Here is a 26598-nt window from a genome sequence, read left to right as displayed (position 1 = left end):
GCCATTCTTCCAGAGGGGGTACAGGGCTATGTCCTTGATTTTATCAAGCTTTTGACGGGGTTGTCACCCCGTCAAGTGCGTCAGTTAACAGTCTCTCGATAAGGCGGAAAATCTTCTGGCTGACGCACCTGACAGCGCTGATTTTCTCTGAGAAGGTGCGTCAGTTAACCGTCTCTGGATAACCCAGAAAATCTGCTGGCTGACGCACCCTACACAAGCACATAAATGGTTATTTTACTCTCAACTAAAACTGCTAGAACTGCTCGAAATAGAAGGTGGAGTAGCAGCTAAAATCCGTTCAGCTAACTTCGAGAGTGGCAAACTTTGCACATATACTTTTCCAGGTCCAGTCATTTTTGCCAAAAACAAGCCTTCACCTCCAAACAAAGCATTCTTAAACCCGCCAACAAATTGAATGTCGTAGTCTACTGTGGGAGCAAAAGCTACTAAACAGCCGGTGTCTACTCGCAACACTTCGCCAACTCCTAAATTTTTCTCAACTATTGTTCCTCCCGCATGAACAAAAGCTAGCCCGTCACCCTGCAATTTTTGCAGAATAAAACCTTCTCCACCAAAGAAACCGGCACCGAGTCGCTTGGTGAAAGCTACCTCAATTTCAATCCCGTTGGCAGCACAAAGAAAAGAGTCTTTTTGACACAAAAATTTACCGCCAAGTTTGCTTAAATCTAGCGGAATTACTTTACCCGGATAGGGGGCGGCAAAAGCGACGCGGGCCTTACGATTTCCGGCGTTGACAAAGGTGGTAATGAAAAAACCCGCTCCTGTGAGCATTCGTTTGAAACCTTGAAATAAGCCGCCGCCTGTGGATGTTTGCATTTGGATGTCGCCTTCCATGTATGTCATGGTTCCAGCTTCAGCCCTGACGCCTTCTCTAGGGTCGAGTTCAATCTCGATGAGTTGCAAATCGTCGCCGTAAATTTTGTAGTCAATAATATCTGCCATATGTGGCCCCTCAATTTAAAGAACGAAGCTACTTGCTACGGATATCTAAGTAGGTGGACATATATATTGCGTCTCCTCAGACAGAGATAAATGCAGCGTTTGCCAAGTCTATGGCGATTGCTTTGTTTGTCTGTTATAGGTGACCTTTATTTATGTCAGCATCCTTCTAAATTACACGATATTTTTGCACTCAATGTTCAAGTTCTTCTTTTTCTAGCTGCACTTGGGGGTCTTGTTCTAGGCTGGGGTAAGTAGATACGTACTTTGGTTTTCTGAACAAGCGGCGGATTTGGTCGAAACTTTGATATTGCAGCCATCCGACTATGCCGTCGGGCAGGACTGTTACTACTATTAAAAATAGCGCGCCTTGGAAAAATAGCCACACTTCGGGAAATTGTTCGCTCAAGAAACTCTTGCCAAAGTTGACTAGCAGTGTTCCTAATATTGCTCCAGATAATGTGGCGCGACCTCCTACTGCGACCCAGATTACCATTTCAATTGAAAAGGCAATATCCATTGCTTTTGGCGAAATGATTCCGGTTTGTACGGTAAATAATGCGCCTGCAATCCCGGCTAAACCGGCGGAAATTGCAAAGACTAAAACTTTATATCCTGTGGGATTGTAACCTGAGAAACGCAGGCGCACTTCATCGTCGCGAATGGCAACTAGCAGGCGGCCGAAACGCCCGCTGGTCAGCCACCGGCAGAGGGCGTAAGTTGCTGCTAGAAATATTATGGTCAGAATGTAGAAAATATATTGAGTATCTCGGTCATTAACTGTGGCTCCGAACAGGGTTTTAAAGTCTGTGAGTCCGTTGGTGCCGTTAATTAGTTTTTGCTGGCCGTTAAAGAAGTTGAAAAATACTATGGTTGCTGCTTGTGTGAGAATTGAAAAGTAAACGCCTCGAATTCGATTGCGGAATACTAAATAACCTAAAAGTGCGCCCAAGATGGCGGGGATGAGAACTACTGCTAATGCTGAGAAAGGAAATGAATAAAATGGTTGCCAAAACCAGGGGAGTTCATTAACGCCGTAGAGGTTCATAAATTCTGGCAATTGACTGCTGGCGGTTGGGGGAATTTGCAATTTTAGGTGCATGGCGAAGGCGTAGCCGCCGATCGCAAAAAACACTCCATGCCCTAAACTGAGCAAACCCGTGTATCCCCAAATCAAGTCTATGCCGAGGGCGGCAATTGCTAGTGCTAAAAATCTCCCTAATTGATTGAGCCGAACATCGGGGAGTATTCCTGGGATGAGCAAGATGAATGTGAGGGCGATCGCGCTGACAATTGCCGCTTCTTTTAGCCAGGTTTTGTGATGTGTTTTCTGCATTTTTCGCTACACTCGCAGTTGTAATTTTTAATTTTCTACCGTCCGCCCTTTTTGCGGGAAAATCCCTCCCGGCTTCACTTGCAGAAAAGCCATAATTAAGGCGAATACCATTACTTTTGCCATGCTGGTTGTGGCGAAAAATGTGAAGAAGTCGGCTAAAGGCTTGATAGGAGCGAACATTAATGCTAAGGTTCCAGAACCGATCAGGTAATTTGCAGTGCCGATCGCGATCGCAGCAACTACACTCCCCACAATCTTGCCGACACCGCCCACAACCACCACCATAAACGTATCGACTATATAATTTTGTCCGGTATTTGACCCTACCGAACCGATCAAACTAATCGCGCACCCAGCCACACCTGCCAACCCCGAACCCAAAGCAAAAGTCAGCGCATCTACTTGTTCGGTAGGAATTCCCAAACACGCACTCATGCTGCGATTTTGCGTCACGGATCTAATCTGCAATCCCCACACAGACTTTTGCAAAAATAGGTAAATTCCCGCCAAACAAATTCCGGTAAGGACAATAATAAAAATTCGGGCGTAGGGCAACTGAAAATTTCCCAGCGGTATGCCGCCCCGCAACCATTGCGGTGCAGTTACGTCCACATTTTGAGCGCCAAACCAAGGTTGAGTTACTGCCAGTTTGTAAGTTTGCCCTACAAAGGCGCTCACAGCCCAGGAAATAGCCAAAGATAAAGGCAAAATTATGGCAATAATTTTGCTGCGAATGCGATCGAAATCCATGCGAGATTTCAGCACCCGCAAACCGCCAAAAAACAGCAAACAAAACACCGCAATCCCAATTACCAGCACCCAACTAACGCTGCGGACAAACTGCTGCAAAATTAAACTTACGCCCCAAGTTGCCAGCAAAGTTTCTAGCGGCCGCCCGTAAAGATAGCGAATCACTCCGCGTTCTAGAATTAATCCTACCAAGGCAGCTACTAAAAAAGCTAAGGGAATCGCAAAGAAAATGTATGTTTCAAAGGCAAATCCTCCCATACCTTTGAAGACATTTTGCACCACGAAAGTTGTATAAGCCCCCAGCATCATCAACTCGCCATGAGCCATATTAATTACGCCCATCAGCCCGAAAATAATCGCTAGTCCCAGGGCTGCAATTAGTAAAACAGCGCCGATGCTAATGCCGTTAAATAAACCATCTAATATCGCCAATTTTGTTACTCCTGCATCAAGTCTGTTAACTTTGTTCGCGGATAATTAGGGGCGGATTTTGCCACGTTGGTGTCAACTTAAGTAAGCGTCGAGTTTTTCTATAAATTATGCTTAGAGTGAGTATCTCGATACCCCTATGTCTCCTTTAATCAGGGAGAATTTGAATACTCCAGTTCCCCTTCATTAAGGCGGAATTTGAATCCTCCCGTTCTCCTGATTAAGGAGAGTAGGGGGTGACGCAAGAACGCTTTTTTCCCCCCTTTATTAAGGGTAGCTAGGGGGGATCGAACGATACGTTGCCAACGTTTTAAAAAATGGTATTACCGACTTATCAAGCTTTGAATTTTCCACCTTTTGCGGGGTCTGACCAATCGCAAGCAAAGCCTTTTGTTTCAGCGACAAATTGATTCCAAGGCACCGGCTTCACTGCTTCTGGTGTAGCATAAGCGATGTTAAACAAACCGTCTTCTCTCACTTCGCCCAAGCGCACAAATTTAGAGATGTGGTGGTTGTTTTCCATCGTAACTTTGCCCTCCGGCGCGTCAAAGGTTTGACCCAAAGCTGCTGCCCGCACTTTTTCTAAATCGTCGGCTGTCCCTGCTTTTTCGACGGCTTGCTTCCACAGGTACACCATGATATAAGCTGCTTCCATCGGGTCATTTGTCACTCTATCTTTGCCATATTTTGCTTTGAAAGCTTCCACAAATTTTGTATTTTCCGGAGATTCTACAGTCATGAAGTAATTCCAGGCAGCGTAATGGCCTTTAAGATATTCTACGCCGATCGCCTTTACTTCTTCTTCAGCAATACTGACAGACATTGACGGATATTTGTCCGGATCCAAACCTGCACCCTGCAACTGTTTGAAAAATGCTACGTTGCTGTCGCCGTTGAGGGAATTGAAAATGACGCCCCCATCTGGCAAAGCTGCCTTAATTTTAGTAATAATTGGCGTAACTTCTGTCCCGCCCAAAGGAATGTAATCTTCCCCAACTAATTCGCCACCTTTGGCTGCTAGCTGGGCTTTGATAATGGTATTTGCCGTGCGGGGAAAAACGTAGTCCGACCCGACTAAAAAGAATTTTTTGCCTTTATTTTCTAGCAGCCAATCCACTGCTGGTTCGATTTGCTGGTTTGGTGCCGCGCCGGTGTAAAAAATATTTTTGGAACACTCTTGACCCTCGTATTGTACGGGATACCAGAGCATATGATTTTTTTCTTCAAATACCGGCAATACTGCTTTGCGGCTGGCGGAAGTCCAGCAGCCGAAGACAGTGACAACTTTATCTTGGTCGATCAATTTTTTGGCTTTTTCGGCAAAAGTCGGCCAGTCTGAGTTGCCATCTTCTATTACTGCTTCGATTTGTTTGCCGAGGACGCCACCAGCTTTATTGATTTCTTCGATCGCTAATTGTTCGGCATCGACCACGCTTTTTTCGCTGATTGACATCGTGCCGCTCAAGGAATGCAAAATTCCTACTTTTATCGTGTTTCCGCCCCCGGCTGCTGGTGTAGTTCCTGTTGATGTGGGAGAAGCTGCGGGAGTGGCTGTTTGAGTTGGAGTTCTACAAGCTTTGAGAAATAAACTTGATGTTAGGGTAGCAGAACTGTATAAAATAAATTTCCGCCGATCGAATCGCTTTGTCATTTTTTCTTGTTACTCTTGAATAGATGAGTCAGATGATTGAGAATAATAACACATAGCGACTTGATATTAAGACTCGCTTCAGCAGACTGTTGTATTTTTAGCTACAAAACTTATTGTTTTTGAGAAATTGAATGTTTTGTGGGGATTGAGGGTAACTGCGACAGAAACCGGGCTGAAATCATGTTGGATTTTAGATTGACTGATGACATCAGGGTTGGGATCGCGGGCTTACCGGATTTTTTTGGGAAACCGGGTTTAGACACCAAAATACGTCTTTTCAGCAATTAGTGTGTAATGAGAAACCCGGTTTCTTTACAGAAATTATCTTATTGATGCTACCAGTTAGGCAGCAAGGGCGTCGATCGCACAAAATAGCAACCGGGTTTCTCGCTCTCAACAGATTATTGATGCTAAAACTTAGGCAGCAATCCGGTCGATCGCATAAAATAGGCGAGTATGAAAGCAGGTGACGATCGCACTTCGCTTTGAGTACGATCGTCACCTGTAGAAATGCCCCTGATTTATGGAGAATAGCGGACTCGAACCGCTGGCCTCTGCGGTGCGATCGCAGCGCTCTACCAACTGAGCTAATTCCCCTGATTGAGTTTTAATTTAGCATTTTAGATGCCGGATTGCCGAATCTAAAAGGTTTATAGGTCTTGGTTGCTCTCACGTTCGCAGACCGTCACTTACACTAGCACGTAACTGCTAAAAACGTCAAGTGTTTTCCGCAGCCGGCTCAGTGGGAGCGATCGAGCAAAGTGCGGCCACTCTGTCCAACTCTAAATCAGTAAAATAGTCCACCGTCCAATTAGCTTGGCGCTGGATCATGTGAAACGGGTAAGTGTGAGTCACACCCGCAACCTGAATCCCCGCTTTTTTCGCTGCTTCAATCCCCGCAAAAGTATCTTCTAGCGCCAAACACTCGATCGGTTGCAGGTTAAATTCGGGATATTTCTGGTTGAGAAGTTCGACAGCCAATAGATAGCCGTCAGGTGCTGGTTTGCTCGCCGTCAAGTCGTCACCTGCGACAATTAACTCAAAGTTTGCTGCCAAACCGGCCCGATCTAACACCAATTCTATCTCCGATCGCATTGCCCCGCTAACTACGGCCATTTTCAGTCCGGCGACCCGAATTTTGTCAATAAATTCTGCCAAACCGGGATAAATCGGCAGTTTCTCCAAAGTATCTATTTGAGCTTTGTAAGCTTGGGACTTGCGTTGCAGCAGCCGATCGAGATATGTTTCTGTTAGATATCGTCCTCGGCGCTTGAGCAGTTCGGTAATGCAAGCGCGATCGCTTTTTCCCAAACAAACTTCTCGAAACTCCCCACGTTTGAGCTGGAGATTTTCATCGAGCATCAATTGTTCGATTATTTTTTCGTGAATCGGCTCGTCATTAACAATCACGCCATTAAAATCAAATAAAACTGCTTTTAGAGTCATTAGTCATGAGTCATTAGTCATTAGTTTGCTAACAGTTAACCATTAACAGGCAACAGTTAATAGATCAAGCAGGAGCTGGAATGCCTGGTAAATCGCCATCAAAATCAGGAGTTCGATCGCCCCAATTCCACCCCCTCGCCACCTTTGCCTGTTCCAAATCTTCCCCCGGCAAAGGTTTCACGCCCTGCGTCACCTGATTAGTCCACCAGTGTTCGTGAGTTTGCACCGCCGCAAATCCAGCCGCCCCCGCCCAAGCATCGAGGCTGCCAGCCGCGTAAGACTTAATATAAGGCTCCTCAAAGATATCAGTCAGCCACTGCGTCTGCCGCAAAGTTTTTTGATTTCCGTCCAAAATTGCCACTTGTCCCCCAACCTTCAGCAGTCGGAAGCTTTCTCGCAAAATTGCCCGCGATACAGCAGGCGGCGTCTCGTGAAACAGCAAGGAAGCTGCTACTAAATCGAAGCTGGCATCGGCAAAAGCAACGCTTTCGGCATTTCCATGCAACCACTCGATATTTAAGCCGGCTTTTTGCGCTTTCATGTCGGCAACTACCAGCATATAAGGCGACAAGTCCAGCCCGACAACTTCTGCTTGGGGAAAAGCTTGCTTGAGCATGAGCGTTGTAGAGCCGGTGCCGCATCCCAAATCGATGATTCGGCGCGGTTTCACCCGCACAGCGTCAATTAAGCCTTGCCTGACGACTGTTTCGTGGGGAGGCAAAACATATTGCGTGATGGGATCGTAGGAAACGGCGGCACTGGGGTTGAGGTAGCCACCTTTAATGCCGTGAAAGTTTTGGCTGCTGTAATATTCGGGATAAACTAAGTTGGGTTGTCGGTAGCGATCGCCCGCTGTTTCCCAGTCGATACCTTCATAGAGTCGTTTCAGTGCTTGTTCGTCGATCGCCAGTCGAATCAGGGGCGACAAGAAGCGCTCGAAAATTGTATCCTTGCCAACAGCCATAAAACACCTTTAACAAAAACTCTTATAATTTTAGCCAACGGCCGTCAGCTTAGCATGAATTCAAACCGTTGAACCCCTCGAACCTCTCCCCTCTATCAGTTACCTCGCTTACCAAATCCGTGGGCTTCCTTTCGCACTTTCTTCTTATACCAGTTTTTATAAAAAATGCAACTGTATACCAGCTTCAAAAGCTTGTTCGATCGGGTATTCCAAAATCTAAAATCTACAATTTAAAATGGTATTATTTCCCGTTACTAATAGGAACTTTTACCAAAAACTCCGTGCCGCCGCCCGAAGGTTTAGAAATTTCGATGCTGCCTCCGTGTCCGTCTACTATAATTTTGTAGCTAATTGCTAACCCCAAACCAGTGCCTTTGCCCACGGGTTTGGTAGTAAAAAATGGGTTATAAATTTGGTCTTTAACGCTGTCGGGAATGCCTGGGCCGTTGTCGGCGATGGCCACTTTCAGAAATTTACCGCCATGTTCGCGAACTACTCCCGTGGAAATAGTAATAATTTTATCCAGGCGATCGATCTCGTTCAAGGCATCGATCGCATTGCTCAGCAAGTTCATAAACACCTGATTGAGCTGAGACGGATAGCATTCTACTGAAGGCACTTTTCCGTATTTCTTGACTATATAAATTCTATTTTTGATGCGGTTGGAGAGCAACAGCAAGGTATTTTCTATACCTTCGTGAATATCCGCCTGCTTTTTGTCAGATTCATCTAGGCGAGAAAAATTACGCAAAGAAAGAACGATGCTGCGAATGCGTTCGGTTCCTATTTTCATAGAATCCAATATATGTGGCAAATCTTCCTCGATAAATTCTAACTCAATTTCTTCGGTGAAATCTGCGATTTCCTGGGGAACCTCTGGGAAGGCTTCTTTGTACAAACTCACCAACTCTAATAAATCTTTAGTATATTTGCTGGTGTGAGGCAAATTAGCCGAAATGAAGTTAACGGGGTTGTTAATTTCGTGCGCTATTCCCGCCACCATTTGACCTAGGGATGACATTTTTTCGCTCTGCACCAAATGAGTTTGAGTTTTTTTCAGTTCATTTAAGGCGCTATTAAGCAGTTTTACTTGGTCTTGGGTTTGACTGTAAAGGTGAGCTTGAGTAATTGCGATCGCCAATTGGTCTGCCACAGCTTTTAATAGTTGGATTTCCTCCCGGCTCCAAAGCCAATGACTAACGTGGCTGCAAATTAAATAACCCTGCGGCTGGTTTTGAGTGTGGACAGGAACCGCTAAATAGCTATTAGCTTTTTTAATTTCGTTCGTTTGAGCTGCACCCTCCGCCCAAGTGTCCCTCGAAAGAATAATTGGCTCGCATTGGCCACTCGGTATCGACAAATTTCCGACAAAGTAAGACTCAAACTTCTTAGCGGGCGTCGAACAATCAGATGGGCAACATTCCCATAGGATGTGTAACATTTGTTCTTTGGGTTTGTACCACCCAAAAGCAGCCCGTTCTAGGTGCAGTAAACTTACTATTTCTTCGACTGTACTTTGCACAATCTTGTCTAATTCCAGGGAAGCGCGAATGCGTCCAGCAATCCGGTTGAGCATGGCTTCTCGCTCCGCTTGAGCGCGATTGTTTTCGGAGGAGTAAATTAGCCAAATTGCTCCTAGCATGGCTGGGCCGAGCAGTCCGGCCACGACCGATGTCAGCAAATTTAATGCTTGCAGTTGGGATTCAATATTTTCGCGGGGAATTACTAAAGCCATCGACCAATTAACTTCCTTGAGGGGTGCGTAGGCCACATACACCCATTTGCGATCTATTTTTACCAGTTCGATGTTGGTCTGGCCGTCGATCATCTGCCGCGCAATTGTGGAGAGTGCGGGGTCTTGTGACTGTAAAAAGCTTGGGGTCTCCCGGTCGATATTTCCAACTAAGTTACTGTTGGGATGAACAATTGGCACTCCTTGTGAATTGAGCGCAAAAGCATAACTGTCAGAACCGTACAGCAAGCTGTTAGCGACAGATGTAACTCTGTCTAATTTAATGCTGCCCGATAGGACTCCAATTACTTGATTGGGAGCGGGAGGTAAAGCCCAAATAGGAGCTGAAATAATGATTGTAGAAATTTTTGTACTGCGGCCTATCAGCGGGTCGGAAACGTTGAGCTGCCCGGCCATTGCTTTTTGAAAGTGTTGGCGGTCTTTACTGTTCGCGCGCTTGCCTAAAGTATTGATAAATAAGCCGTCCGGTTGAGTCAAGGACAAAATGAAATACTCTTTTAATCTGTATATTTCTCCTTGTAACCGGGGTTCGACTAATTTCCAATTAAGAGTGTTAACCGTAGGATCGTAAGCAAGGGTTTCTATTTCTGCTTTGCGAGTGCTGAGCCAGCGGTCGATTTCGTCAGTGCCTTTTTCTAGTTTTAATAGTGCGATTTGCTTTAAATTGTCGAGGATTAGCCCGCGCACAAAAAAATAGCTGATGCAAGCAGTTGTGCTAATGGTTAAAGCCGTGGTGGCCAGAATTAGCAGGGTCAGCAAATGGCGGCGCTGCCGTCTGTGCTGCCAAAGACTATGCGCTTGCTGCCACCGCGATTGAGCAGAACTACTGATGTTGTCCCAAAAGTGGCGCAGCTTTTTTGCTTGGTGTGGCGGCGGCGCAGACACTGATCCGGCTTGATTTGCTGGGTTTTGCATCATCAAATGTTCTCTCCGAATCACATTCATCAAACGGTATTGGTCATTCGCCAGAATTAATATCCGGCAAGTCGTGAGACCAGTTTCAGAAAATAATGCAACTGTAGGCTGGTGATTCCAACCCTGGTAGTCATCAGTCATTCCCAATCTAAAATCTAAAATCTAAAATTTAAAATGGTATGACTTGCATTCCTGTCTGCAAACAATTCTTATTCCGATCGCACGCTCGCCTTCTATTTTGGCATCAGCTTTATATTTTGACCTTCGGTTTACCTAATAGAGGTTACTGCTTTACGATATCTTTAATATCTATCTCGTTTGTATAACAAAATAATTGTAAATAACATAGAGAAAATACGGAGTTTTTTAAATTAGCAATGTATTCTAATGTAGAGGTAAATACTTATTGACAGTTTGACTAATTTGTGATCTGGCTTCAAGGAGAAATTTTTTCGTCTAAAGCTTTTTTGGCGAAGCGGGTTGCATAAACGGTGAGGGCGATCGTTGCTACCAAACCAATACCGTAGAGAACCCACTCAGCAGTAGTGCGCGATCGCCCACTAGATCCGAGTGCCGCCAAACTCCCGGCCAAGGAACCGATATAAACATACATGACTGTTCCGGGAATCATGCCGATCCAAGATGCGAAAAAATAGTCTTTTAGAGATACCTGCGTGACTCCAAAAGCATAGTTAAGTAAATTAAACGGGAAAATGGGAGAAAGCCGCGTCAGCAGCACAATTTTCCATCCTTCAGAGGCAACTGCGGAGTCGATCGCCTTAAATTTTTGATTGCCCTCTATCTGTTTGGAAACCCAGTCGCGAGTTAAATACCGCCCTACCACAAAAGCGCAAGTTGCGCCTAAAACCGAGCCGATGGAAACACAAACCGAGCCGCCAACGACTCCGAACAAAACGCCAGAACCGAGAGTCAGCAAAGAACCAGGGATAAATAGAACCGTTGCTACAATGTAAATTACAATAAAAGCTGCCGGGCCCCAAGGGCCGAGACTCGCGATCGACTCCAGGGCATTTTTCAGAATTCCTTGAAAGTTAAAAAACTTTGCCGCCACAATCAAAGCCACAGCTAAACCAATCCCTAAAATCAGCTTCCACCTATTTGATGTTGACGGATTTTCATCGGGCGATCGCGAATCATTCATTACCTCAACTCTCCACTCTCAATAATACGGGCATGGGGCATTGGGCCCAAAAGCATGGGGAATCGGGAATCGGGAATCGGGAATCGGGCCCAAGAGCATAGTTTCTTCCTTCTTCCTTCTTCCTTCTTCCTTCTCAAATCAAAGTACCGCCGCAGCTAGAACCGCAACCTGCCGTACAGCCGTAACAATAAGCAGCCGTTTGCACCTCTTGAATGACATCTAAACTACCAGATGCGAGCAATTTAGCAGTATTTATCTTTTCCCCGCTGCCAGTTTTCGCGGGCAGATTTTCCATTTGGTTAAAATCGCAGTCGTAGACATTGCCCAAATAGTCAATCGACAATTCGTTACGACACATTAAATGTTCTAGGGTGCCGGGATTAAAATTCTCCTCCAAAAACCCGAGATAAGGTTTGTGCAGTTTCTTATGTTCCAAATGAAACTTAGTTCGTCCCACCGGCAAATTAGTAATCGCGAACAATTGATTAAAACAAATCCCAAAATGTTCGGCTAAATAAACCTTGTAATCTTGCTCTAACTTGCCTTGTTCCGGTGTTAGCGAAAATTTGTCTGTTGTCGGCACTTGTGGATTGTACACCAAATCGAGAATTAAATTTGGGTTTTTCCCGTATCCCAACTGATTTAGCTTTTGTAGCGCCCGAATTGAACTGTCAAAAACACCGCTGCCGCGCATTTTGTCCACATTGTCAGCTTGATAGCAGGGAAGCGACGCCACAATTCTGAGTTGATGCTGCGCGCAATATTCGGGAATATCTTCAAAACCTTTTTCAAAGTAAATCGTCAAATTAGAACGAACAATTACCTCTTTACCTGCCGCCCTGGCAGCTTCCGCCAGCGGTTTAAAACCGTAAAGCATTTCGGGAGCGCCGCCGGTGAGATCAACAGTTTTAATTTGAGGAAAGCGGTGAATAATTTCAATTAATTGGTCGCAAATTTCCGGGGAAAGTTCTTCTGTTCGGTTCGGGCTAGCTTCAACGTGGCAGTGAGTGCAAGCCAGGTTGCAGCGTTTGCCGAGATTAATTTGTAAAACTGTAATCTGCTTTTTAGTTACAGCTGAGTTAATTTTGTTTTTGAAAGGCGTGACTGCTGTCTGAATCATGTGCTAACCTTTTGGTCTTTGCTCGCAACGAATGTAGAGGCGTTCCGACAGAACGCCTCTCATAATTTAGCACTAATTCTAATAGTTCTGGACGCATCAAAACCCAAGAAACTGGGTTTTTTGCCGTTTTTGCGGGATGTAACGCATCTTATGAGAAAAAAACCCGGTTTCTGACCACCCGTGCGTGTAGGACGATTAATCTTACTTGAGAGAGTCAACTAATGTTTCCACTCGTGCTTTAATTTCATCTCGAACGCGGTGAAAAGTTTCGATGGGTTGTCCGTCGGGATCGTCGAGTTGCCAATCTTCAAACACTTCTCGCAATACCCACGCTTCGGGTAAATTCACGCCGCAGCCACAGAGAGAAATTACGGCATCGTAGTCTTCTGCATTGAATTCGCTTAATGGGTTGGATGTTTGATCGGTGATATCAATGCCGATTTCTGACATGACTTGAATTGCTGTCGGATGAACTCTGCTTGATTCTAACCCGGAACTGGTGACTCCAATCTGGCCGGCTCCGATGGTTTTAGCGAATCCTTCGGCCATTTGCGATCTGCAGGAGTTTCTTTTGCAAACAAACATTACTTTTTTCATGGTTTTTGTTGGTTGTAAGTTGTTGGTTATTCGTTGTTGGCGGGGTTCCGGCGCTTTCTAAGCGCCCGGTAATTCCAGGGCGCGATTTGCTAGTGCGATCGCCTCTTTAGCCGCTTGTTCCTTGCGTTCGCTGTAGCGATCGGTCAAATAGTCGGCTTGCTCCCGCAACAGCAAGGTAAACTTGTACAGTTCCTCCATCACGTCGATCGCGCGATCGCGATAAGGCGAATCCTTCATCGTCCCATCGTCGTTAAACTCCTGATAAGCCTTAGCAACCGAAGACTGATTCGGAATCGTAAACATCCGCATCCAGCGACCCAAAATTCTCAAAGTATTGACAGCATTAAAAGACTGGGAACCGCCACTGACTTGCATTACCGCCAAAGTTCGGCCTTGAGTCGGTCTGACAGCCCCAATGCTTAAAGGAATCCAGTCAATTTGATTTTTCATAATGCCGGTAATATTGCCGTGCATTTCTGGACTAGACCACACTTGACCCTCCGACCACAGGCTTAATTCCCGCAACTCTTGAACCTTCGGATGAGTATCGGGAACGCTGCCGTAAATCGGCAATTCTAGAGGATTAAAAAATCTAACTTCTGCACCGAAATCCTCAATAATTCTCGCCGCTTCTTCCGCCAACAAGCGGCTGTAAGAACGCTCTCTCAAAGAGCCATATAAAAACAGGATTCTCGGTTTGTGCGTAAAATTTGTCATGATAATTTCAATTAAAATCCCGAAATCCGTTAGACAGTTCTCGATAAACTGCCACTGCTAATTGTGCTCCCCAGATAGGGGCAACCCAGTAAACCCAATGGTGGTTCCAAATACCGCCAATTAAAGCAGGGCCCAGCGATCGTGCCGGATTCATGCTCGCTCCGGTAATCGGTCCCATAAATGCAGCTTCTAACCCTACAGTTAACCCAATTGCTATCCCGGCAAAGCCGATGTGAGCGCGTCTATCTAATCCTGAACCGAGGATAACAAACATTAAGATAAAGGTCAAAACAGTTTCTAAAGTTAGAGACTGCAACCAGTTACCTTTGAGAGGAATAGTTGCACCGAGATTTGCTACTTTTCCTAGGGTAATTAGCAGCACTTGAGAAGCTGCGCTCGCACCCGCACACTGCGCCAAAACGTAAGGCAAAACTTTGTATTTTGGGAAAAAACCGCTCGCCCAAAACCCTAAAGTTACGGCCGGATTAAAGTGTGCACCGCTGATGTGTCCTAGGGCGTAAATCATCGCAGTTACTACTGCACCAAATACAAAACTGATGCCTAAATGAGTTACGGAACCCGCGCTAGTTTTGTTAACCATCACCGCACCGGTGCCTGCAAAAACCAAAATAAATGTACCTATAAATTCGGCGATCGCCTCTCGCCTGCAATCTGGCCGAGCACAAGCTAACCTACGATCTGTTGCATCCATCGCTCTCAACTAATTTGTTCCATCCGATCATATCAATAAAAATTGATATGTCAATCCTTAAAAAAGCCCTCTCAGTATTTGAGCGATCAAGAAATGTTGATGGGTTAACCCGCGTCGGCACAGGGACGCGCCGGCAGTATCTGGCTGAAGCGGCGGTATTCGGCGAGGTACTGTTCGAGGGCGACAAACTGAGCTAAATTGAGGCTGTAGTAAATCCAGCGCCCTTCTTGGCGGCTGCGGACTAAAGCTGCATCCTTCAAAGCTTTGAGGTGAAAAGAGAGTTTAGACTGAGTGACGTTGAGCCGATCGCACAAATCGCATACGCACAACTCCTGTTCCCGCAGCAACTCCAAAATCTGAATCCGCAGGGGGTCAGAAAGAGCGTGAAAGCCAGCAGCGATCGATTTATCTGCAACGGGCGGCGCGATCGTAGAATTTTTAACCATAAATTACCCTTAAATTTTTATTCAACAACTCCCGGCAAGATTTCTTCTTTTTACCCTTAGATTTGATATGGTTATCCTTTGATGGCAATCCCAAATCAACTGCGAACTCTTTCTCTTCTAGGACTAACGATTAATTCTCTTACCGATGCAACGCCCAGTAAGCGCCGCCGCTGATTGCAGCAGCAATTGGCAAGGTCAAAATCCATGATAGTAGAATCTGATAGAAAACGCGCACATTAGCTTTTTTTGAAATCAATCCTACACCAAAGATTGAACCTACCGAAACATGGGTAGTAGAAACTGGAAGTCCATAGCGACTGGCAGCAATAACTAAAAATCCCGTCACTAAGTTTGCCACAAGTCCTTGACCGGTATTCATTGCTGTCAGCTTTTTGCTCATTGTTTCGGCAACTTTTCGAGCATTCAACAAACCGCCGATCGCCATTCCCAAAGCTACTGCTAAACTTCCCCACTGAACTGATATTGATTGACCGACTAACATCAGCGAAACAATTTTCGGAGTATCGTTCAATCCTCTGGCAAAACTGACGATTCCCGCACTCATAAAATGGCAAACATCGACTAACTTTTGGCTGGGAATTTGTAAGAAATTTCCCAGGTACCTTTGCGTGCATTTATCGAGAGAATCGACCGCGACATCAGCGGTTGTGATACACTTCAGTATGTTAGTTGCATCCGGTTGAGGAATGGGAATAATCTGTTGGATTTTACCAGCGCAAATACACCATTCTTTCTGGATTCCCAAATAAACTCGCAGGTAGCGAGACAGCCCATAAATTAAAGCTGCTAATGGAATCGCAATCACGGGACTCAGCAACAAAGGCATTAGAAAAGTTTTCTGCAATGCTGTAAAATTAACTTGAGTACCAATTGCTACTAAACCTGCACCGACAAGAGCACCTGTAAGACCGTGAGTTGTGGAAATAGGGAATCCAGTTAAGGTAGCCAGAATAACGGTTAAACCCGCAGCGATCGCGACTGCCAAATGAAAATCTGGGGCATTGGCGATCTCGTCTGGAACTAGCCCTTTTCCCGAAAAGCTTTTTACCAGAGTTTCTGCTAAAAAAATAGAAAAGACTGAACCTGCAAAAGTTGTAATCGTTGCCCAACCAATTGCTGTTTTGTAGTTCGTCGTCTGACTGCCAAACAGTGTCGCCACGCCTTTAAAATTATCATTAGCACCATTGCAGTATGCTAAAAACAACGTGGCGATAAATAGGGCAATAATTAACATTCTCTTACTCAGAATAAGTGGGGTTTATTTAATTTTTTTTTGCGCGGGCTGCTACAGCACCGAATTTAATTGTATAGACACCGTTGCATCAAATAAAATAAGGGAAATATTAAGATTTCTTTGGAAGGCGAGCGATCGCATCTTAATTTCGCGCCAGCAACATGGGCCCGATATGGAACGATACTATAATTAAGGCTTGGCGATCGCCGACGGTACGCTCACCCTACCCATTCACTTAGGGTTCTGTACCCTTGCCGGCACATCTGTCAGTCCCGCCTTCTGCATCAGCGAAATCACCCCTATAGATAGAATTCCCCCAATAATTGCCCCCACCACTACCAGGATGATAAAGACTTTTTGCAGAGTTTTTTTAGTTGCCGGGTGGTACTGTTTCGGCAATGCTTCACCTTGCTCGTCAACTTCTTGCTCCAAGGGGTCTAGCGGATTGGAGGGATTTGAGTTAAAGGGATTGGGCGCTTGATTCATGGTTAGTTTGGGTTAAAGGAGATCGACAACTATTTTAACTTGCGATTTAGCCGCGCAGCTTAAATAATACATTCTGGTTTTACTGAATACTCTATAAACTTTATTAAGATTGCTAAAATACGGATTAACCCGGTTTATTGAATAAACCGGGTTTTTCAACATACTAAAAGTTTTATGTCATGCTTCTGCTTTTGACAGACGATCGAGAGAAATTGTTGCCGCCTTAGATACTTGAGAATTACTATCTTTTTCTAAGTATTTCAAAGCCGAAACGCTCTTAACACTCGGCAAATTGCCCAAAGCTTCAGCCAGCCTCTGGCGAATCAGCCAATCTTCCGACTGAGCAAAATTGAGGATGCGATCGATCGCCCCAATATCTTTAATTTCCCCCAAAGCCGAAATTGCCGCCTGCTGGATCACCACTTGCTCGCTGTCGAGAGCTTTTAGCAGCACATCGCGAGCCCGGGGATCTTTGAGATTCCCCAGAGAAACAGCAGCACTGAAGCGCACCAGCCATTGAGTATCTTCGTAAAAAGCCCGCACCAAAGCATCAAAAGCTCTGATATCTTCCAGATAGCCCAAAGCACCTGCAGCGTCAGCGCGAATGCCGTAATCCGGGTCTGTTTCTAGCAATTTGACTAGAATAGGATAGCACTCTGCTGTCGGTTTCACGCCGAGAGCAAACACAGCCATCGATCGCACTTGCAAACTTTCATCGTTCAACACCTTTTTAATCAAAGGCACCGCCTCTGCAGCAGGCACATTCCGCAAGTTGGCCAAAGCCACCATTCGATCGGCGGAATTTTGGCTTTCTAACTTGGCTGCAATTTGCTCTAAGCTTAAAGTTGTCATTATGGGTAAATCTTGTAGTAAAACTTTACATTCGGGTTATTTTGATTATAGGAGAGTCTCACGGGAAAAGCAGGCAGTAAAAACCGCCCCAGGATTTGAGATGAGTAAGATTGCGGATAAGTGACACGATTAATCTAAAGCTCAGATTGCGTGGAAATAATCAATGAGAAAGTTTATTATTTAAATCCCAAGCACAGGCGAGGTGTTTCTGCCGTTCCCTAAGGCTTTGCCCGATAGTTAGCCGCCCTCTGACAACCTGCAATCAACTATGCCGTTCTACCACCCGCCCTTTTACTCCTCAGCCTTAGAACAAGCGATCGATCGCTACCCCCTCACTGCCGGGCCAGAAACTTCCTTAGCAGTGGCGATCGCCCTGATGAGTCAGTTGCAAAACACTTGTCCCCTAGTCAAAACACCTGTACCTGCAGACCGGGGGGCGATAACCGAAACATCCGCGCCGGAAAAGGTGCGGGCCAGCTGCGTGTTCGTCGTACAGAACCAGCAGACTATTACCACAGGCAACTTATCCGACAACCCCAGCCGCGGACTGTTAATCGGCATATTAACACCCGCCGACCTAGTGAGGCTGATAGCTTCGGGCACAATAGACAACCAGCAAAAAGTAGCCCTGCACAAAATACCAATTTCCGAAGTGATGTCCCCGGTGTCGGTCTCCCTCACAGAGTCCGATGATCAAGACGTGTTTACCGCTTTATCCTTATTTCGCCAGCACAAGATTCGCTATTTGCCGATCGTCAATCAATTTCGCCACTTGGTAGGAGTGCTGACACGGGAAAGAATTCGCCAAGTATTGCAGCCTTCAAACATTCTTAAATTGCGGCGGGTAGCAGAATTAATGACTACGCCAATTACAGCGCCCCACACCGCCTCGCTGCTGACCATAACCGAACTGATGTCAGAGCATCAAGTCAGTTGCGTAGTGATTACAAAAAACAAAGAATTAACAATGGAGAAGCCCAAAGATGACTATACCTCCATTTTTCACTATTCCTTTCACCAACCGCTGGGAATTGTTACCGAATATGACCTTGTGCAGGCACAGTTTCTCGAACTAAATTTCCAGCAAACCCCAGCTCAAAAAGTCATGAGAACTCCCCTGCAATTTCTTCAGCCTTCCGATTCCCTATGGACGGCGCACAAAGAAATGCAGCAGCAACAAGTGCAGCGGCTGGTCGTCTGCGGGGGGCGCGGAGAACTGTTGGGAATTATTACTCAGACCAGCTTGCTCAGAGTCCTCGACCCCACCGAAATGTACCGAGTTGTCAAACAGTTGCAGCAATCGGTTTATCAACTGCAAGCCGAAAAAGTGGAACTGCTGCAAAGCCGCAACGCCAAACTAGAACAGCAGGTGCGGGAACGGACTGCCAAACTCCACGAACAATTGCAGCGCGATCGGCTGTTAACTCACATTTCCTTGCGGATTCACCAATCCTTAAACCTCGAAGAAATTCTCAACGCCAGCGTCGATGAAGTCCGCCAAGTTTTGCAAGCTGACCGAGTAGCAATCTTGCATTTAGAGTCCAGCAATTACGGCATTGTAGTGGCAGAATCCGTTGCCGAAAATTGGCCTTCAATATTGGGAGAAATCATGCCAGATAATATTTGGCAAGAATCTGCTTCCGTGATCGAACAGGAAATTTATGCGGTTCCAGACCTCGACCAAGCCTGTTTGAGCGCCGAAAAATATGCCCGGTTCCAGCAAGCGCAAATCAAAGCTTATTTGATTGTACCAATTTTGCAAGACGGCAATTTGTGGGGGATGATGTGTGTCCATCAGTGTTCCCAATCCCGTCAGTGGCAGCCTTCGGAAGTGGATTTGCTGCTGCAACTGGCAACTCAAATCGCGATCGCCATTCAGCAAGCCCAACTCTATCAGCAAGTCCAAAATCTCAACACCGACCTCGAACGCCAAGTCCAAGAACGCACCGCCGAATTGCAGCAAAAAGTTCACGAACTCCAGCATTTAAACGTCCTCAAAGATGAATTTCTCAGCACCGTTTCTCACGAACTGCGGACGCCTTTAGCTAATATAAAAATGGCTATTCATATGCTGAGAATTTCTCCCACGCTAGATCGGCGCCAGATTTATCTAGAAATTTTAGAAAGAGAATGTACTAGAGAAACAGATTTGATTAATGCTTTGCTAGATTTGCAGCGGCTCGAAGCCGCAACTTGTCCGATCGACCTCGAACCAGTAAACTTAGAAGTGTGGCTGCCTACTATTATCGACCCGTTTTACAGCCGGGCCCACGACCGCCACCAGGATTTGCGAGTAGAGTGCGATCGCCACCTCCCGACGATCAGTTCCAACCGCGCTAGTTTGGGACGAATTTTAGCCGAGCTCCTCAACAATGCCTGCAAATATACTGCCAATGACGGCGAAATTTTTCTGAAAGTTGAGTGCAAAAACGGAGACTGGGAACAAGACGGACAAAGGACAAATTCGCGACAAGCAAGTGCTGTGGCTTCAGAAATCCAATTTACACTCAGCAATCAATCGTCTATTTCCATAGAGGAATTGCCTCGAATTTTTGAGAAATTTTATCGAGTTCCCAACGCCGATCCTTGGAAACAAGGAGGTACAGGTTTAGGTTTAGCTTTGGTTCAAAAACTTGTCGAACAGTTGCAGGGAAAAATTGAGGTTGAAAGCAGGAATGGCTGGACTAATTTTATCGTCACATTTCCTACCAACCCGGATGGAAATTAGTCGGTCATCAGTCAATTTTAGATTTTAGACTTCGGCCTAAGAGGTGCGGCTAGCGCGAGCGTCAAATCGCGCTCAGTCGAACGATTTTAGATTTTCGATTTACTCCACAGATGAATCTGGGAGCTTGAAAAACCCACATTCCGAACCCAACTGTCACGTGGGGTGCGGGCGGGCTGTAAATTCCGTGGGATGGTCTAGCGAGAACAGATAGAGAAAGTATAAACCCACATTCCGCAGCCCCCAAGGGGCAGCGTAGGCGGATTGAGGGGGTAAAAGTGAATCATCGGAGATCGTAGTAAGTCAAAACACCCAAAAATCTGTGCAACTAGATCATCACTCACTTAGGAATTCCTAAAAAGTACATGAGGGCATGAATTAAATCTTCTTCACCCATAAAACTTCAATAATTACACCATTACTAACTATTAATTACCAGCATATAATTTGAGAAATCTGACAATTATACATCACGGCTAAACCAACACTTAATTAGAGTTTGCCGAATAATTGAGCGCAAACCAATAGCAGGAGCGATCGATATATTCAGAAGCAATTTACAATAACTTTTTGCTGCGTTAATTTTCTATGCCTATAAGTGTAGATTATATTCAATTTAAAAACAGGTGTTGTTTTGCCCGAACAACATAAAAACACTTCACGGGGTGACAACCCCGTCACAACATAGATAGAATCAATGACTTCGCGGAGTGACAACCTCGTCAAAAGCCCCGCCTGTGGCAGATTTACCTGACTTAAGTTAAAAAAAGATGGGGTCGAAATTCTATCGTTGTCCCATCTAGAAATAATGTTCCCTCAATTTTACCAAATTAATCTCGAAAAACAACTTAAACCAGCAGAATACCTGACTCTAAAAATTTTAGTCTATCTGTTGCAGACCCAAAAACAAGTTAATATCGAATTACTGGCTACCTTGATGCTTTATTCGATTCAATTTGAGAGCCGAAGGTGCAACTTGCAAAGTTTTCTAAAATTGGATTGCCTGAACATTAAAAGTTGATGATTTCCGTTAGCAAAAAATCTTAAAAACCAAATTTAAAAAGTCTAAACCTTTGAAAATAGCGATCAATCGCACGAAATGGCGAGCGCAAAATGTATTTATGCTGAGATTGATATGGAAGAAAAGAAGTATGCCATTATACAGGCTACTTCTAGATAAAAAAGGAAGTAGTAATATTGGCGAAAAAAAGCTCTAATCACTTTTGCTTGAGAGTTACTGTCAGATGACAAAATTATCATTTTAGGTGATAGAGAATTTGGTAGCATCAATTTGGCATACTGGCTGTGTGAGAAAAAAGTGAAGTTTTTCCTTATGGTGAAACAAGGGGGCTATATACAATAAAAAAATCTAATTTCATCCTCTTGTCTGACAATGGAAAGCTTTTATTTATCAGATGTAAAAATTATCAAACAACAAGGATGTGTAACTTTTAATATTGCTGCTTATTGGCGCCGCAAATATCGCGGAAAACAGGATGATAGGGTATACGGGTTCCAACCCTGTTGCGTCTCTCTCCTAAACCTCTTTGTCACCCCCCCAAATGCACGACAGCTTAGCATCGGGATTATTGATGATATCTCTATTTTCTACCTCTACGTGAATCATGGTCAATCCATTGTCATCTGCGGTTCAGAAATTATATTTTTAAAACCGTAGATACAGGCATATAAACACAGATTAATGCAGATGAATTAGATCAATTCCGGTTTGAGTATCCGTGATTGTTGACTGTTGACTAGATTTTAATATTCCCATGCTACCGGAATTGATATCAGTTATGTTCTTCCTTCATCCTTCTACTATATCGCCTCTATCGAGCGCTACAAATGCCTGTGCTGGCAGTACCAACTACCAAATCGGAATTCAAAAGCAAATCTAAATCGGTGTCGGGATTAACAGCATACAAATCGACTTTATCTCGACCCAAAAATACTCCGATCAAAGTCCCGATTCCCGCACCGCCGAGCACCTCTTCAGTCGCGATCGCCCGATCGCCCGTAACACCTGCGATCGCCGCCGCTGCTGCTGCACCCAACGCCGTATTCTTAACCAGATTACCAACATTAACGCCCTTGGTAACAGTTTCTTTCCTAGTAATCACTTGCGAAGTGGCATTGAGAGGCACTCTGCTGCCGTTGATTATACTTAATTCTTGAGCGACAAACTGAACCCCCGAAGCAGTCGATCGCAATTCGCCGCTAATTTTCGAGCCTTCGGGTATCAGCACTTGGCCATTACTGCCCGTGATATCCGAAGCCACAGTCAGCGTAATTGGAGATTTGTCATTGGAGCCGAGCAAAATCTTGCCTTTTGCATACTCGATTGGGATAGTCACTCCCCTGGGAATTTGCACAGCAACAGACTCGCTAACATCAATCTTAGCAATGTAAGGAGAATTAATTGCTCTTGCTTGATTGCTACTCACTAACGTTTGATAGATAAAAGCCGCTACTTCTGCTCGCGTTGCTGACTTGTTAGGTTTGAGAGATTTAGGATTGGGATAGCTGACAACCAACTGTTTTTCAGTAGCAGCAGCAACGCTTTTGACAGCATAACTTTGAATCTCGCCCGCATCATTATAGTAGCTGAGAACATCTTGAAAATCGCAGGTAGGCTCATAGCCCATGCCGTTATTTAAAGCGACTACAACTTGAACGCGAGGAATCTGCTGTGTCGGCCTGAAAACATTGCCGGGATAGCCAGACATCCATCCCATTTCGTAAGCTTCGGCGATCGCCCCGCTTGCCCAAAAATTAGACGGAACATCGGCAAACCTTACAGCAGCGCGGGTTTTTGCCTTTTTCACAGAACGCACCATTGCCGCGAATTCAGCCCGCGTTACCGGTGCATCCGGGCGAAAACTGCCATCGGGAAATCCTTTGATAATTCCTCTTTCTGACAAATCTTGAATAAAGTCTTTTGCCCAGTAGTTATTATTAACATCCGAAAACGCTGTCTGAGCAAAAGAAGGCGCGGGAGCTAGCATCGGCGCTGCGGTTGCGGCAACTGTTCCCAATGTTAATACAACAGATGTACCCGATTTAATGCGATGTAATACAGACATTTTTTGCTTCTCCAATTTACACATTTTTTTTTGAGGACCAGTAAGCTTTTGGTAGGCGGATTTATTCTGCCCGAACTTGCTCTTTCCCTCACTTATGTAATCATTGTTGAATATTTTTATTTGTAGTGAGGGGAAGATACGGTCTTTTAAAATAAATATTTTGATACACACTTGGGAATTTTAAAATGCTTAAATTCCTTAAAATCCTTATGTTGCTTATCTTCCTTATCTACCTTGAACTTATAGAGTTCTGGATCCAGAACCTTTATATATGTAGGGGCGGTGCCAAAAGTGTCCGCCCTCGCTCGACTGGAGTAATAACTAATGACTAATGACTAATAGCGGCGAGCGGCTCCCAACTGGTCACATCTTCAAATAAAGATTGATACCCCGCTGCATTGGGATGAAGCCCGTCTGCAATCAGGCGCGATCGCCACCAATCACTACCCCGATTTATCCATTTATCAAAAATATCTAAATAGGGAATGCCCCGCAACTGACAAGCTAATTTCGTTGCTTCCTTGTAGCGATATTGGTCAGCATGACTGTAATACAAACAATTTTGAAAAGGCATTTTACTTTCATCCACCGGCACCATCCCGACAAATATCACCGGACAAAGTTGTTGGGACAGGTTTAACAAATTATCCAAAACAGTTTTAAAATGTTCAAAATCAGTGTAGCTGCGCCCCGTCGGCGACTGCACTCTCGCCGAATCGTTGAGGCCTACCGAAAGAATAATCGCATCCGGGACGCGGTTTCTGAGTTCGCCCCGGTGGCGGAACTCGTTTTCCAGGCGCTGGGAGACTTGATAGGTGCGATCGCCCCGAACGCCCAAATTGTATAAAACGTGTCCTGCACTCTCCGGTAACATCCACTGGCGCCGCAATCTTTCCACCCAGCCACCGCCTACACCGTCGCCGAAACCGTAGATTAAGCTGTCACCGAAAGCAACCAATTTGAGGGGATGAGAATTTCCCCGATGCAAGTGACCAAAGGAATAGGCTGTTGCTACCTGCATAAGCAATGATACTCAGTTAATAAATTATGAATCTTGACATACTAGACTAGAATGTAACATTACATAAAGTAGGTAGTCTCATGGCTAAGCGTCAACCCTTCGATTCAACTCAGCTTACCCGTCGCGCGGAAGAGTTGATTAACGGTGCATCCAACCGCTATCGGATTACGGTACAGGTAGCGAACCGCGCAAAACGCCGTCGTTATGAAGATTTTGACAATATGGACGACCATCAAATGAAACCTGTAATGCGGGCGATATTTGAGATGTCGGACGAACTGACTCAGCCGGAAATAATCGGAGATATCTAGGCTTCGGGAGTTTTGAGTTTTGAGTGGTGAATTGCCCAAAGTTTTTGTCAACTCAAAACTCAAAACTTTGTCAAACTAGACTTGGGTGCGGGTGACAAGAAACCCGGTTTATTCCTAGTTCCCTCGTTAAGAAACCTCTGATTTTTCAATAAAACCGAATTAACGATCGTAAATCATAAAATTGTAAACTAGGACATCTGCTTACGGCTAAGTTTATGAAATTATTCTATTTCTCAAATTTTTGTCAAAACCGTGAATAGATTAAAGCAGGGCTTAAGTTTTCTTTTTGTTACTTTGAGTGTGGCTATTTTCACGCTTTTGAGTTGGGTATTGGAATCGGGCGAACTGAGTCTGTCGGCTTTGGAACCTTCGCTGCTGCGGACTTCTGAATCTTCCTCTGTGCAGCGGGTGGCTCAACAATCTGCGCCGCAAGTGAGGGTGCAAGATGCGTGGAAATTGGTGTACGAAAAATTGCCAGATTTCCCGATCGAAAATAACTACATTTCCAAGGAGACTGGAAAAATCGATCCTACCAATACTTTAGTCGGGCGGTTGATTCGATATCACGTATTTGTCAAAGGACGCCCGCCCAATTACCGCTTTGATTGGAAGTTAAGTTTAGCTGACTATCTGGGGGCGACTCCAGATTATTTGGTGGAAAGCGTTTATCCGGGAAAGGACGTTTTGCGATCGAATCCAATGGAACAGGATCGTGCTGCTATTCAGAGGTTAAATAGAGCACAGCGGGATGCTTTAGTTCAAGCTTTGGTTGATGTTTTTACTGAGAATTCCGGGCTTGGGCGCACACCTGCTGCGGGGGAAAAACCACAAGGGCGATCGAATTCGCCGGAAATACCGCAGCCGCAGCCGGGAGATGCGAAGTTGCTGCTACCGTAATACTCAGAAATGCAGAAACCGGGTTTTTTACGGAAATACTGCATCCGGGCCTTTGAAAATGGTAAAAAACCCGGTTTATTTCCTATTTATGGGTAATATCAAATCTGTTAGCATCGGAATTATTCCTATCTCTATTCTCTTCAGCGGCGTGAATCAGCCTCAATCCCTTGTCATCTGCGGTTAATACATTATCTTTTTTTGACCGCAGATGAGGGCAGATCAACACAGATTAATGCAGATCAACTCTATCAATTTCGGTTGCACAATCCGTGATTGTTGACTGTTGATTGCTTTTGACTATTCCCCTGTAACCAGAATTGATATAAGTCCTGCTAATCTAAAATCCAAAATCTAAAATCTAAAATCCCTCAATGGTGGAACGTATAATTAAGACTGGTAGCGGATGGCGTTTGGGATGGAACCCGGAGGTGGATGAGTTTCAGGGTTTGGTGGCTGGCGACGGTTGGGCGATCGAACTCACGGAGGCTGAGTTGAACGATTTTTGCCGATTGTTGGGGCAATTAGCAGGCACAATGAGTCAAATGGCCTCTGAGTTAATGGACGAGGAAAAAATCGCCATTGAAGCCGAAAGCGACTTGCTGTGGGTCCAGGTGGAAGGATATCCAGAAGCTTACAGCGTGCAATTGATCTTGAATGCTGGTCGAAGGTGCGAGGGTTTTTGGCCCGTGGCTGCGGTTCCGACTTTGGTGCAGGCGGCAAAAGTTTTAAAAGTTTTTTGACTTTTTCGGGAATTCTATGCTAAGCTGTTAAAGCTTTCGGGGCGTAGCGCAGCTTGGTAGCGCACTACTTTGGGGTAGTAGGGGTCGTGGGTTCAAATCCCGCCGCTCCGATTGTGATAAAACCTTCTCTATGAGAAGGTTTTATTGTTTTAGGCCGGCGACGCAGCTCTTAACATTCTCAATTAGGGGCCAATGGCACTGAAAAAGTCTCAATCACGCCCTCCGTTTAGATTTCAAGACAGAGCGAGGTTCCTGCATTCGAGGATA

Annotated in this window: 22 protein-coding genes and 2 tRNA genes; 5 read left to right on the top strand and 19 right to left on the bottom strand. The window is 45.2% G+C overall.

Going from position 1 to position 26598, the window contains the following annotated elements:
- Positions 1-240 precede the first annotated feature (240 nt).
- From QUA45_RS20930 to QUA45_RS20850, 17 genes are all read right to left on the bottom strand, one after another.
- Positions 241-963 (bottom strand): TIGR00266 family protein, encoded by a 723-nt coding sequence (locus tag QUA45_RS20930; protein WP_333096294.1) that lies wholly within the window; start codon positions 961-963, stop codon positions 241-243.
- A 190-nt stretch (positions 964-1153) separates the two neighbouring features.
- Complete coding sequence (gene urtC, locus QUA45_RS20925) at positions 1154-2296, bottom strand: urea ABC transporter permease subunit UrtC (RefSeq protein ID WP_333096292.1); 1143 nt, start codon at positions 2294-2296, stop codon at positions 1154-1156.
- Positions 2297-2323: 27 nt separating this feature from the next.
- Entirely contained in the window at positions 2324-3478 is a 1155-nt protein-coding gene (locus tag QUA45_RS20920; protein ID WP_333096290.1) for an ABC transporter permease subunit, read from the bottom strand.
- A 331-nt stretch (positions 3479-3809) separates the two neighbouring features.
- Positions 3810-5126, bottom strand: a complete 1317-nt coding sequence (gene urtA, locus QUA45_RS20915; protein WP_333096288.1) for an urea ABC transporter substrate-binding protein — start codon at positions 5124-5126, stop codon at positions 3810-3812.
- Positions 5127-5650: 524 nt separating this feature from the next.
- A tRNA-Ala gene (locus QUA45_RS20910) sits at positions 5651-5723 on the bottom strand.
- Positions 5724-5843: 120 nt separating this feature from the next.
- Complete coding sequence (locus QUA45_RS20905; protein ID WP_333096285.1) at positions 5844-6572, bottom strand: HAD family phosphatase; 729 nt, start codon at positions 6570-6572, stop codon at positions 5844-5846.
- 64 nt (positions 6573-6636) lie between these two features.
- Positions 6637-7536, bottom strand: a complete 900-nt coding sequence (locus QUA45_RS20900) for a class I SAM-dependent methyltransferase (RefSeq protein ID WP_333096283.1) — start codon at positions 7534-7536, stop codon at positions 6637-6639.
- Between the two features lie 241 nt (positions 7537-7777).
- Entirely contained in the window at positions 7778-10345 is a 2568-nt protein-coding gene (locus QUA45_RS20895; protein WP_333096282.1) for an ATP-binding protein, read from the bottom strand.
- A gap of 295 nt (positions 10346-10640) precedes the next feature.
- Entirely contained in the window at positions 10641-11366 is a 726-nt protein-coding gene (locus tag QUA45_RS20890) for a TVP38/TMEM64 family protein (protein WP_333096280.1), read from the bottom strand.
- Between the two features lie 133 nt (positions 11367-11499).
- Positions 11500-12486, bottom strand: a complete 987-nt coding sequence (gene arsS / locus QUA45_RS20885) for an arsenosugar biosynthesis radical SAM (seleno)protein ArsS (protein WP_333096278.1) — start codon at positions 12484-12486, stop codon at positions 11500-11502.
- Positions 12487-12687: 201 nt separating this feature from the next.
- Positions 12688-13083, bottom strand: coding sequence for an arsenate reductase, glutathione/glutaredoxin type (gene arsC / locus QUA45_RS20880; RefSeq protein WP_190662998.1), 396 nt, complete (start codon positions 13081-13083; stop codon positions 12688-12690).
- Positions 13084-13140: 57 nt separating this feature from the next.
- On the bottom strand, positions 13141-13800 hold the full coding sequence (gene arsH / locus QUA45_RS20875; protein WP_333096276.1) for an arsenical resistance protein ArsH: 660 nt from the start codon (positions 13798-13800) through the stop codon (positions 13141-13143).
- A 7-nt stretch (positions 13801-13807) separates the two neighbouring features.
- Positions 13808-14512: an MIP/aquaporin family protein gene (locus tag QUA45_RS20870; protein ID WP_333096274.1), complete on the bottom strand. Its 705-nt coding sequence runs from the start codon at positions 14510-14512 to the stop codon at positions 13808-13810.
- Positions 14513-14616: 104 nt separating this feature from the next.
- Positions 14617-14958, bottom strand: a complete 342-nt coding sequence (locus QUA45_RS20865; protein ID WP_333096272.1) for a metalloregulator ArsR/SmtB family transcription factor — start codon at positions 14956-14958, stop codon at positions 14617-14619.
- Positions 14959-15097: 139 nt separating this feature from the next.
- Positions 15098-16213, bottom strand: a complete 1116-nt coding sequence (locus QUA45_RS20860; protein WP_333096271.1) for an inorganic phosphate transporter — start codon at positions 16211-16213, stop codon at positions 15098-15100.
- A 231-nt stretch (positions 16214-16444) separates the two neighbouring features.
- A complete protein-coding gene (locus QUA45_RS20855) occupies positions 16445-16699 on the bottom strand; it encodes a hypothetical protein (protein ID WP_333075830.1) in 255 nt (84 codons plus the stop codon).
- 177 nt (positions 16700-16876) lie between these two features.
- Entirely contained in the window at positions 16877-17551 is a 675-nt protein-coding gene (locus tag QUA45_RS20850) for a HEAT repeat domain-containing protein (protein ID WP_333062888.1), read from the bottom strand.
- A 268-nt stretch (positions 17552-17819) separates the two neighbouring features.
- Between QUA45_RS20850 and QUA45_RS20845 the strand changes: the two genes are divergently transcribed.
- Positions 17820-20279, top strand: coding sequence for a CBS domain-containing protein (locus QUA45_RS20845; protein ID WP_333096270.1), 2460 nt, complete (start codon positions 17820-17822; stop codon positions 20277-20279).
- A gap of 1829 nt (positions 20280-22108) precedes the next feature.
- Here QUA45_RS20845 and QUA45_RS20840 read toward each other — a convergent pair.
- Both QUA45_RS20840 and QUA45_RS20835 read right to left on the bottom strand, forming a co-directional pair.
- Positions 22109-23362: an S-layer homology domain-containing protein gene (locus tag QUA45_RS20840; protein WP_333222006.1), complete on the bottom strand. Its 1254-nt coding sequence runs from the start codon at positions 23360-23362 to the stop codon at positions 22109-22111.
- Between the two features lie 328 nt (positions 23363-23690).
- A complete protein-coding gene (locus tag QUA45_RS20835; RefSeq protein WP_333101189.1) occupies positions 23691-24383 on the bottom strand; it encodes a GDSL-type esterase/lipase family protein in 693 nt (230 codons plus the stop codon).
- 80 nt (positions 24384-24463) lie between these two features.
- Here QUA45_RS20835 and QUA45_RS20830 point away from each other — a divergent pair, with 80 nt between their 5' ends.
- The 4 genes from QUA45_RS20830 to QUA45_RS20815 all read left to right on the top strand — a co-directional run bounded on the left by QUA45_RS20830 (position 24464) and on the right by QUA45_RS20815 (position 26442).
- On the top strand, positions 24464-24694 hold the full coding sequence (locus tag QUA45_RS20830) for a DNA-directed RNA polymerase subunit omega (RefSeq protein ID WP_333071758.1): 231 nt from the start codon (positions 24464-24466) through the stop codon (positions 24692-24694).
- Between the two features lie 252 nt (positions 24695-24946).
- The gene (locus QUA45_RS20825; RefSeq protein WP_333101186.1) at positions 24947-25591 is read left to right on the top strand and encodes a hypothetical protein; all 645 of its coding nucleotides are present in this window, start codon (positions 24947-24949) and stop codon (positions 25589-25591) included.
- Positions 25592-25962: 371 nt separating this feature from the next.
- Positions 25963-26331 carry a DUF1818 family protein gene (locus tag QUA45_RS20820; RefSeq protein WP_333101185.1) on the top strand — a complete coding sequence of 123 codons (369 nt, stop codon included), beginning with the start codon at positions 25963-25965 and terminating at the stop codon, positions 26329-26331.
- 37 nt (positions 26332-26368) lie between these two features.
- Positions 26369-26442: transfer RNA gene (locus QUA45_RS20815), tRNA-Pro, on the top strand.
- Positions 26443-26598: the final 156 nt, after the last annotated feature.

This window comes from Microcoleus sp. Pol12A5 (assembly GCF_036701435.1).
GTDB lineage: Bacteria > Cyanobacteriota > Cyanobacteriia > Cyanobacteriales > Microcoleaceae > Microcoleus.
The sequence above is the reverse complement of the archived record's forward strand: the minus strand, read 5'-3'. Positions and strand labels throughout refer to the sequence as shown.

What these genes read in the sequence shown, in the direction of transcription:
- QUA45_RS20930 (WP_333096294.1), bottom strand. Translation starts at nt 963, where the DNA reads ATGGCAGATATTATTGACTACAAAATTTACGGCGACGATTTGCAACTC.
- urtC (WP_333096292.1), bottom strand. Translation starts at nt 2,296, where the DNA reads ATGCAGAAAACACATCACAAAACCTGGCTAAAAGAAGCGGCAATTGTC.
- urtA (WP_333096288.1), bottom strand. Translation starts at nt 5,126, where the DNA reads ATGACAAAGCGATTCGATCGGCGGAAATTTATTTTATACAGTTCTGCT.
- QUA45_RS20905 (WP_333096285.1), bottom strand. Translation starts at nt 6,572, where the DNA reads ATGACTCTAAAAGCAGTTTTATTTGATTTTAATGGCGTGATTGTTAAT.
- QUA45_RS20900 (WP_333096283.1), bottom strand. Translation starts at nt 7,536, where the DNA reads ATGGCTGTTGGCAAGGATACAATTTTCGAGCGCTTCTTGTCGCCCCTG.
- QUA45_RS20895 (WP_333096282.1), bottom strand. Translation starts at nt 10,345, where the DNA reads ATGACTGATGACTACCAGGGTTGGAATCACCAGCCTACAGTTGCATTA.
- QUA45_RS20890 (WP_333096280.1), bottom strand. Translation starts at nt 11,366, where the DNA reads ATGAATGATTCGCGATCGCCCGATGAAAATCCGTCAACATCAAATAGG.
- arsS (WP_333096278.1), bottom strand. Translation starts at nt 12,486, where the DNA reads ATGATTCAGACAGCAGTCACGCCTTTCAAAAACAAAATTAACTCAGCT.
- arsC (WP_190662998.1), bottom strand. Translation starts at nt 13,083, where the DNA reads ATGAAAAAAGTAATGTTTGTTTGCAAAAGAAACTCCTGCAGATCGCAA.
- arsH (WP_333096276.1), bottom strand. Translation starts at nt 13,800, where the DNA reads ATGACAAATTTTACGCACAAACCGAGAATCCTGTTTTTATATGGCTCT.
- QUA45_RS20870 (WP_333096274.1), bottom strand. Translation starts at nt 14,512, where the DNA reads ATGGATGCAACAGATCGTAGGTTAGCTTGTGCTCGGCCAGATTGCAGG.
- QUA45_RS20865 (WP_333096272.1), bottom strand. Translation starts at nt 14,958, where the DNA reads ATGGTTAAAAATTCTACGATCGCGCCGCCCGTTGCAGATAAATCGATC.
- QUA45_RS20860 (WP_333096271.1), bottom strand. Translation starts at nt 16,213, where the DNA reads ATGTTAATTATTGCCCTATTTATCGCCACGTTGTTTTTAGCATACTGC.
- QUA45_RS20855 (WP_333075830.1), bottom strand. Translation starts at nt 16,699, where the DNA reads ATGAATCAAGCGCCCAATCCCTTTAACTCAAATCCCTCCAATCCGCTA.
- QUA45_RS20850 (WP_333062888.1), bottom strand. Translation starts at nt 17,551, where the DNA reads ATGACAACTTTAAGCTTAGAGCAAATTGCAGCCAAGTTAGAAAGCCAA.
- QUA45_RS20845 (WP_333096270.1), top strand. Translation starts at nt 17,820, where the DNA reads ATGCCGTTCTACCACCCGCCCTTTTACTCCTCAGCCTTAGAACAAGCG.
- QUA45_RS20840 (WP_333222006.1), bottom strand. Translation starts at nt 23,362, where the DNA reads ATGTCTGTATTACATCGCATTAAATCGGGTACATCTGTTGTATTAACA.
- QUA45_RS20835 (WP_333101189.1), bottom strand. Translation starts at nt 24,383, where the DNA reads ATGCAGGTAGCAACAGCCTATTCCTTTGGTCACTTGCATCGGGGAAAT.
- QUA45_RS20830 (WP_333071758.1), top strand. Translation starts at nt 24,464, where the DNA reads ATGGCTAAGCGTCAACCCTTCGATTCAACTCAGCTTACCCGTCGCGCG.
- QUA45_RS20820 (WP_333101185.1), top strand. Translation starts at nt 25,963, where the DNA reads ATGGTGGAACGTATAATTAAGACTGGTAGCGGATGGCGTTTGGGATGG.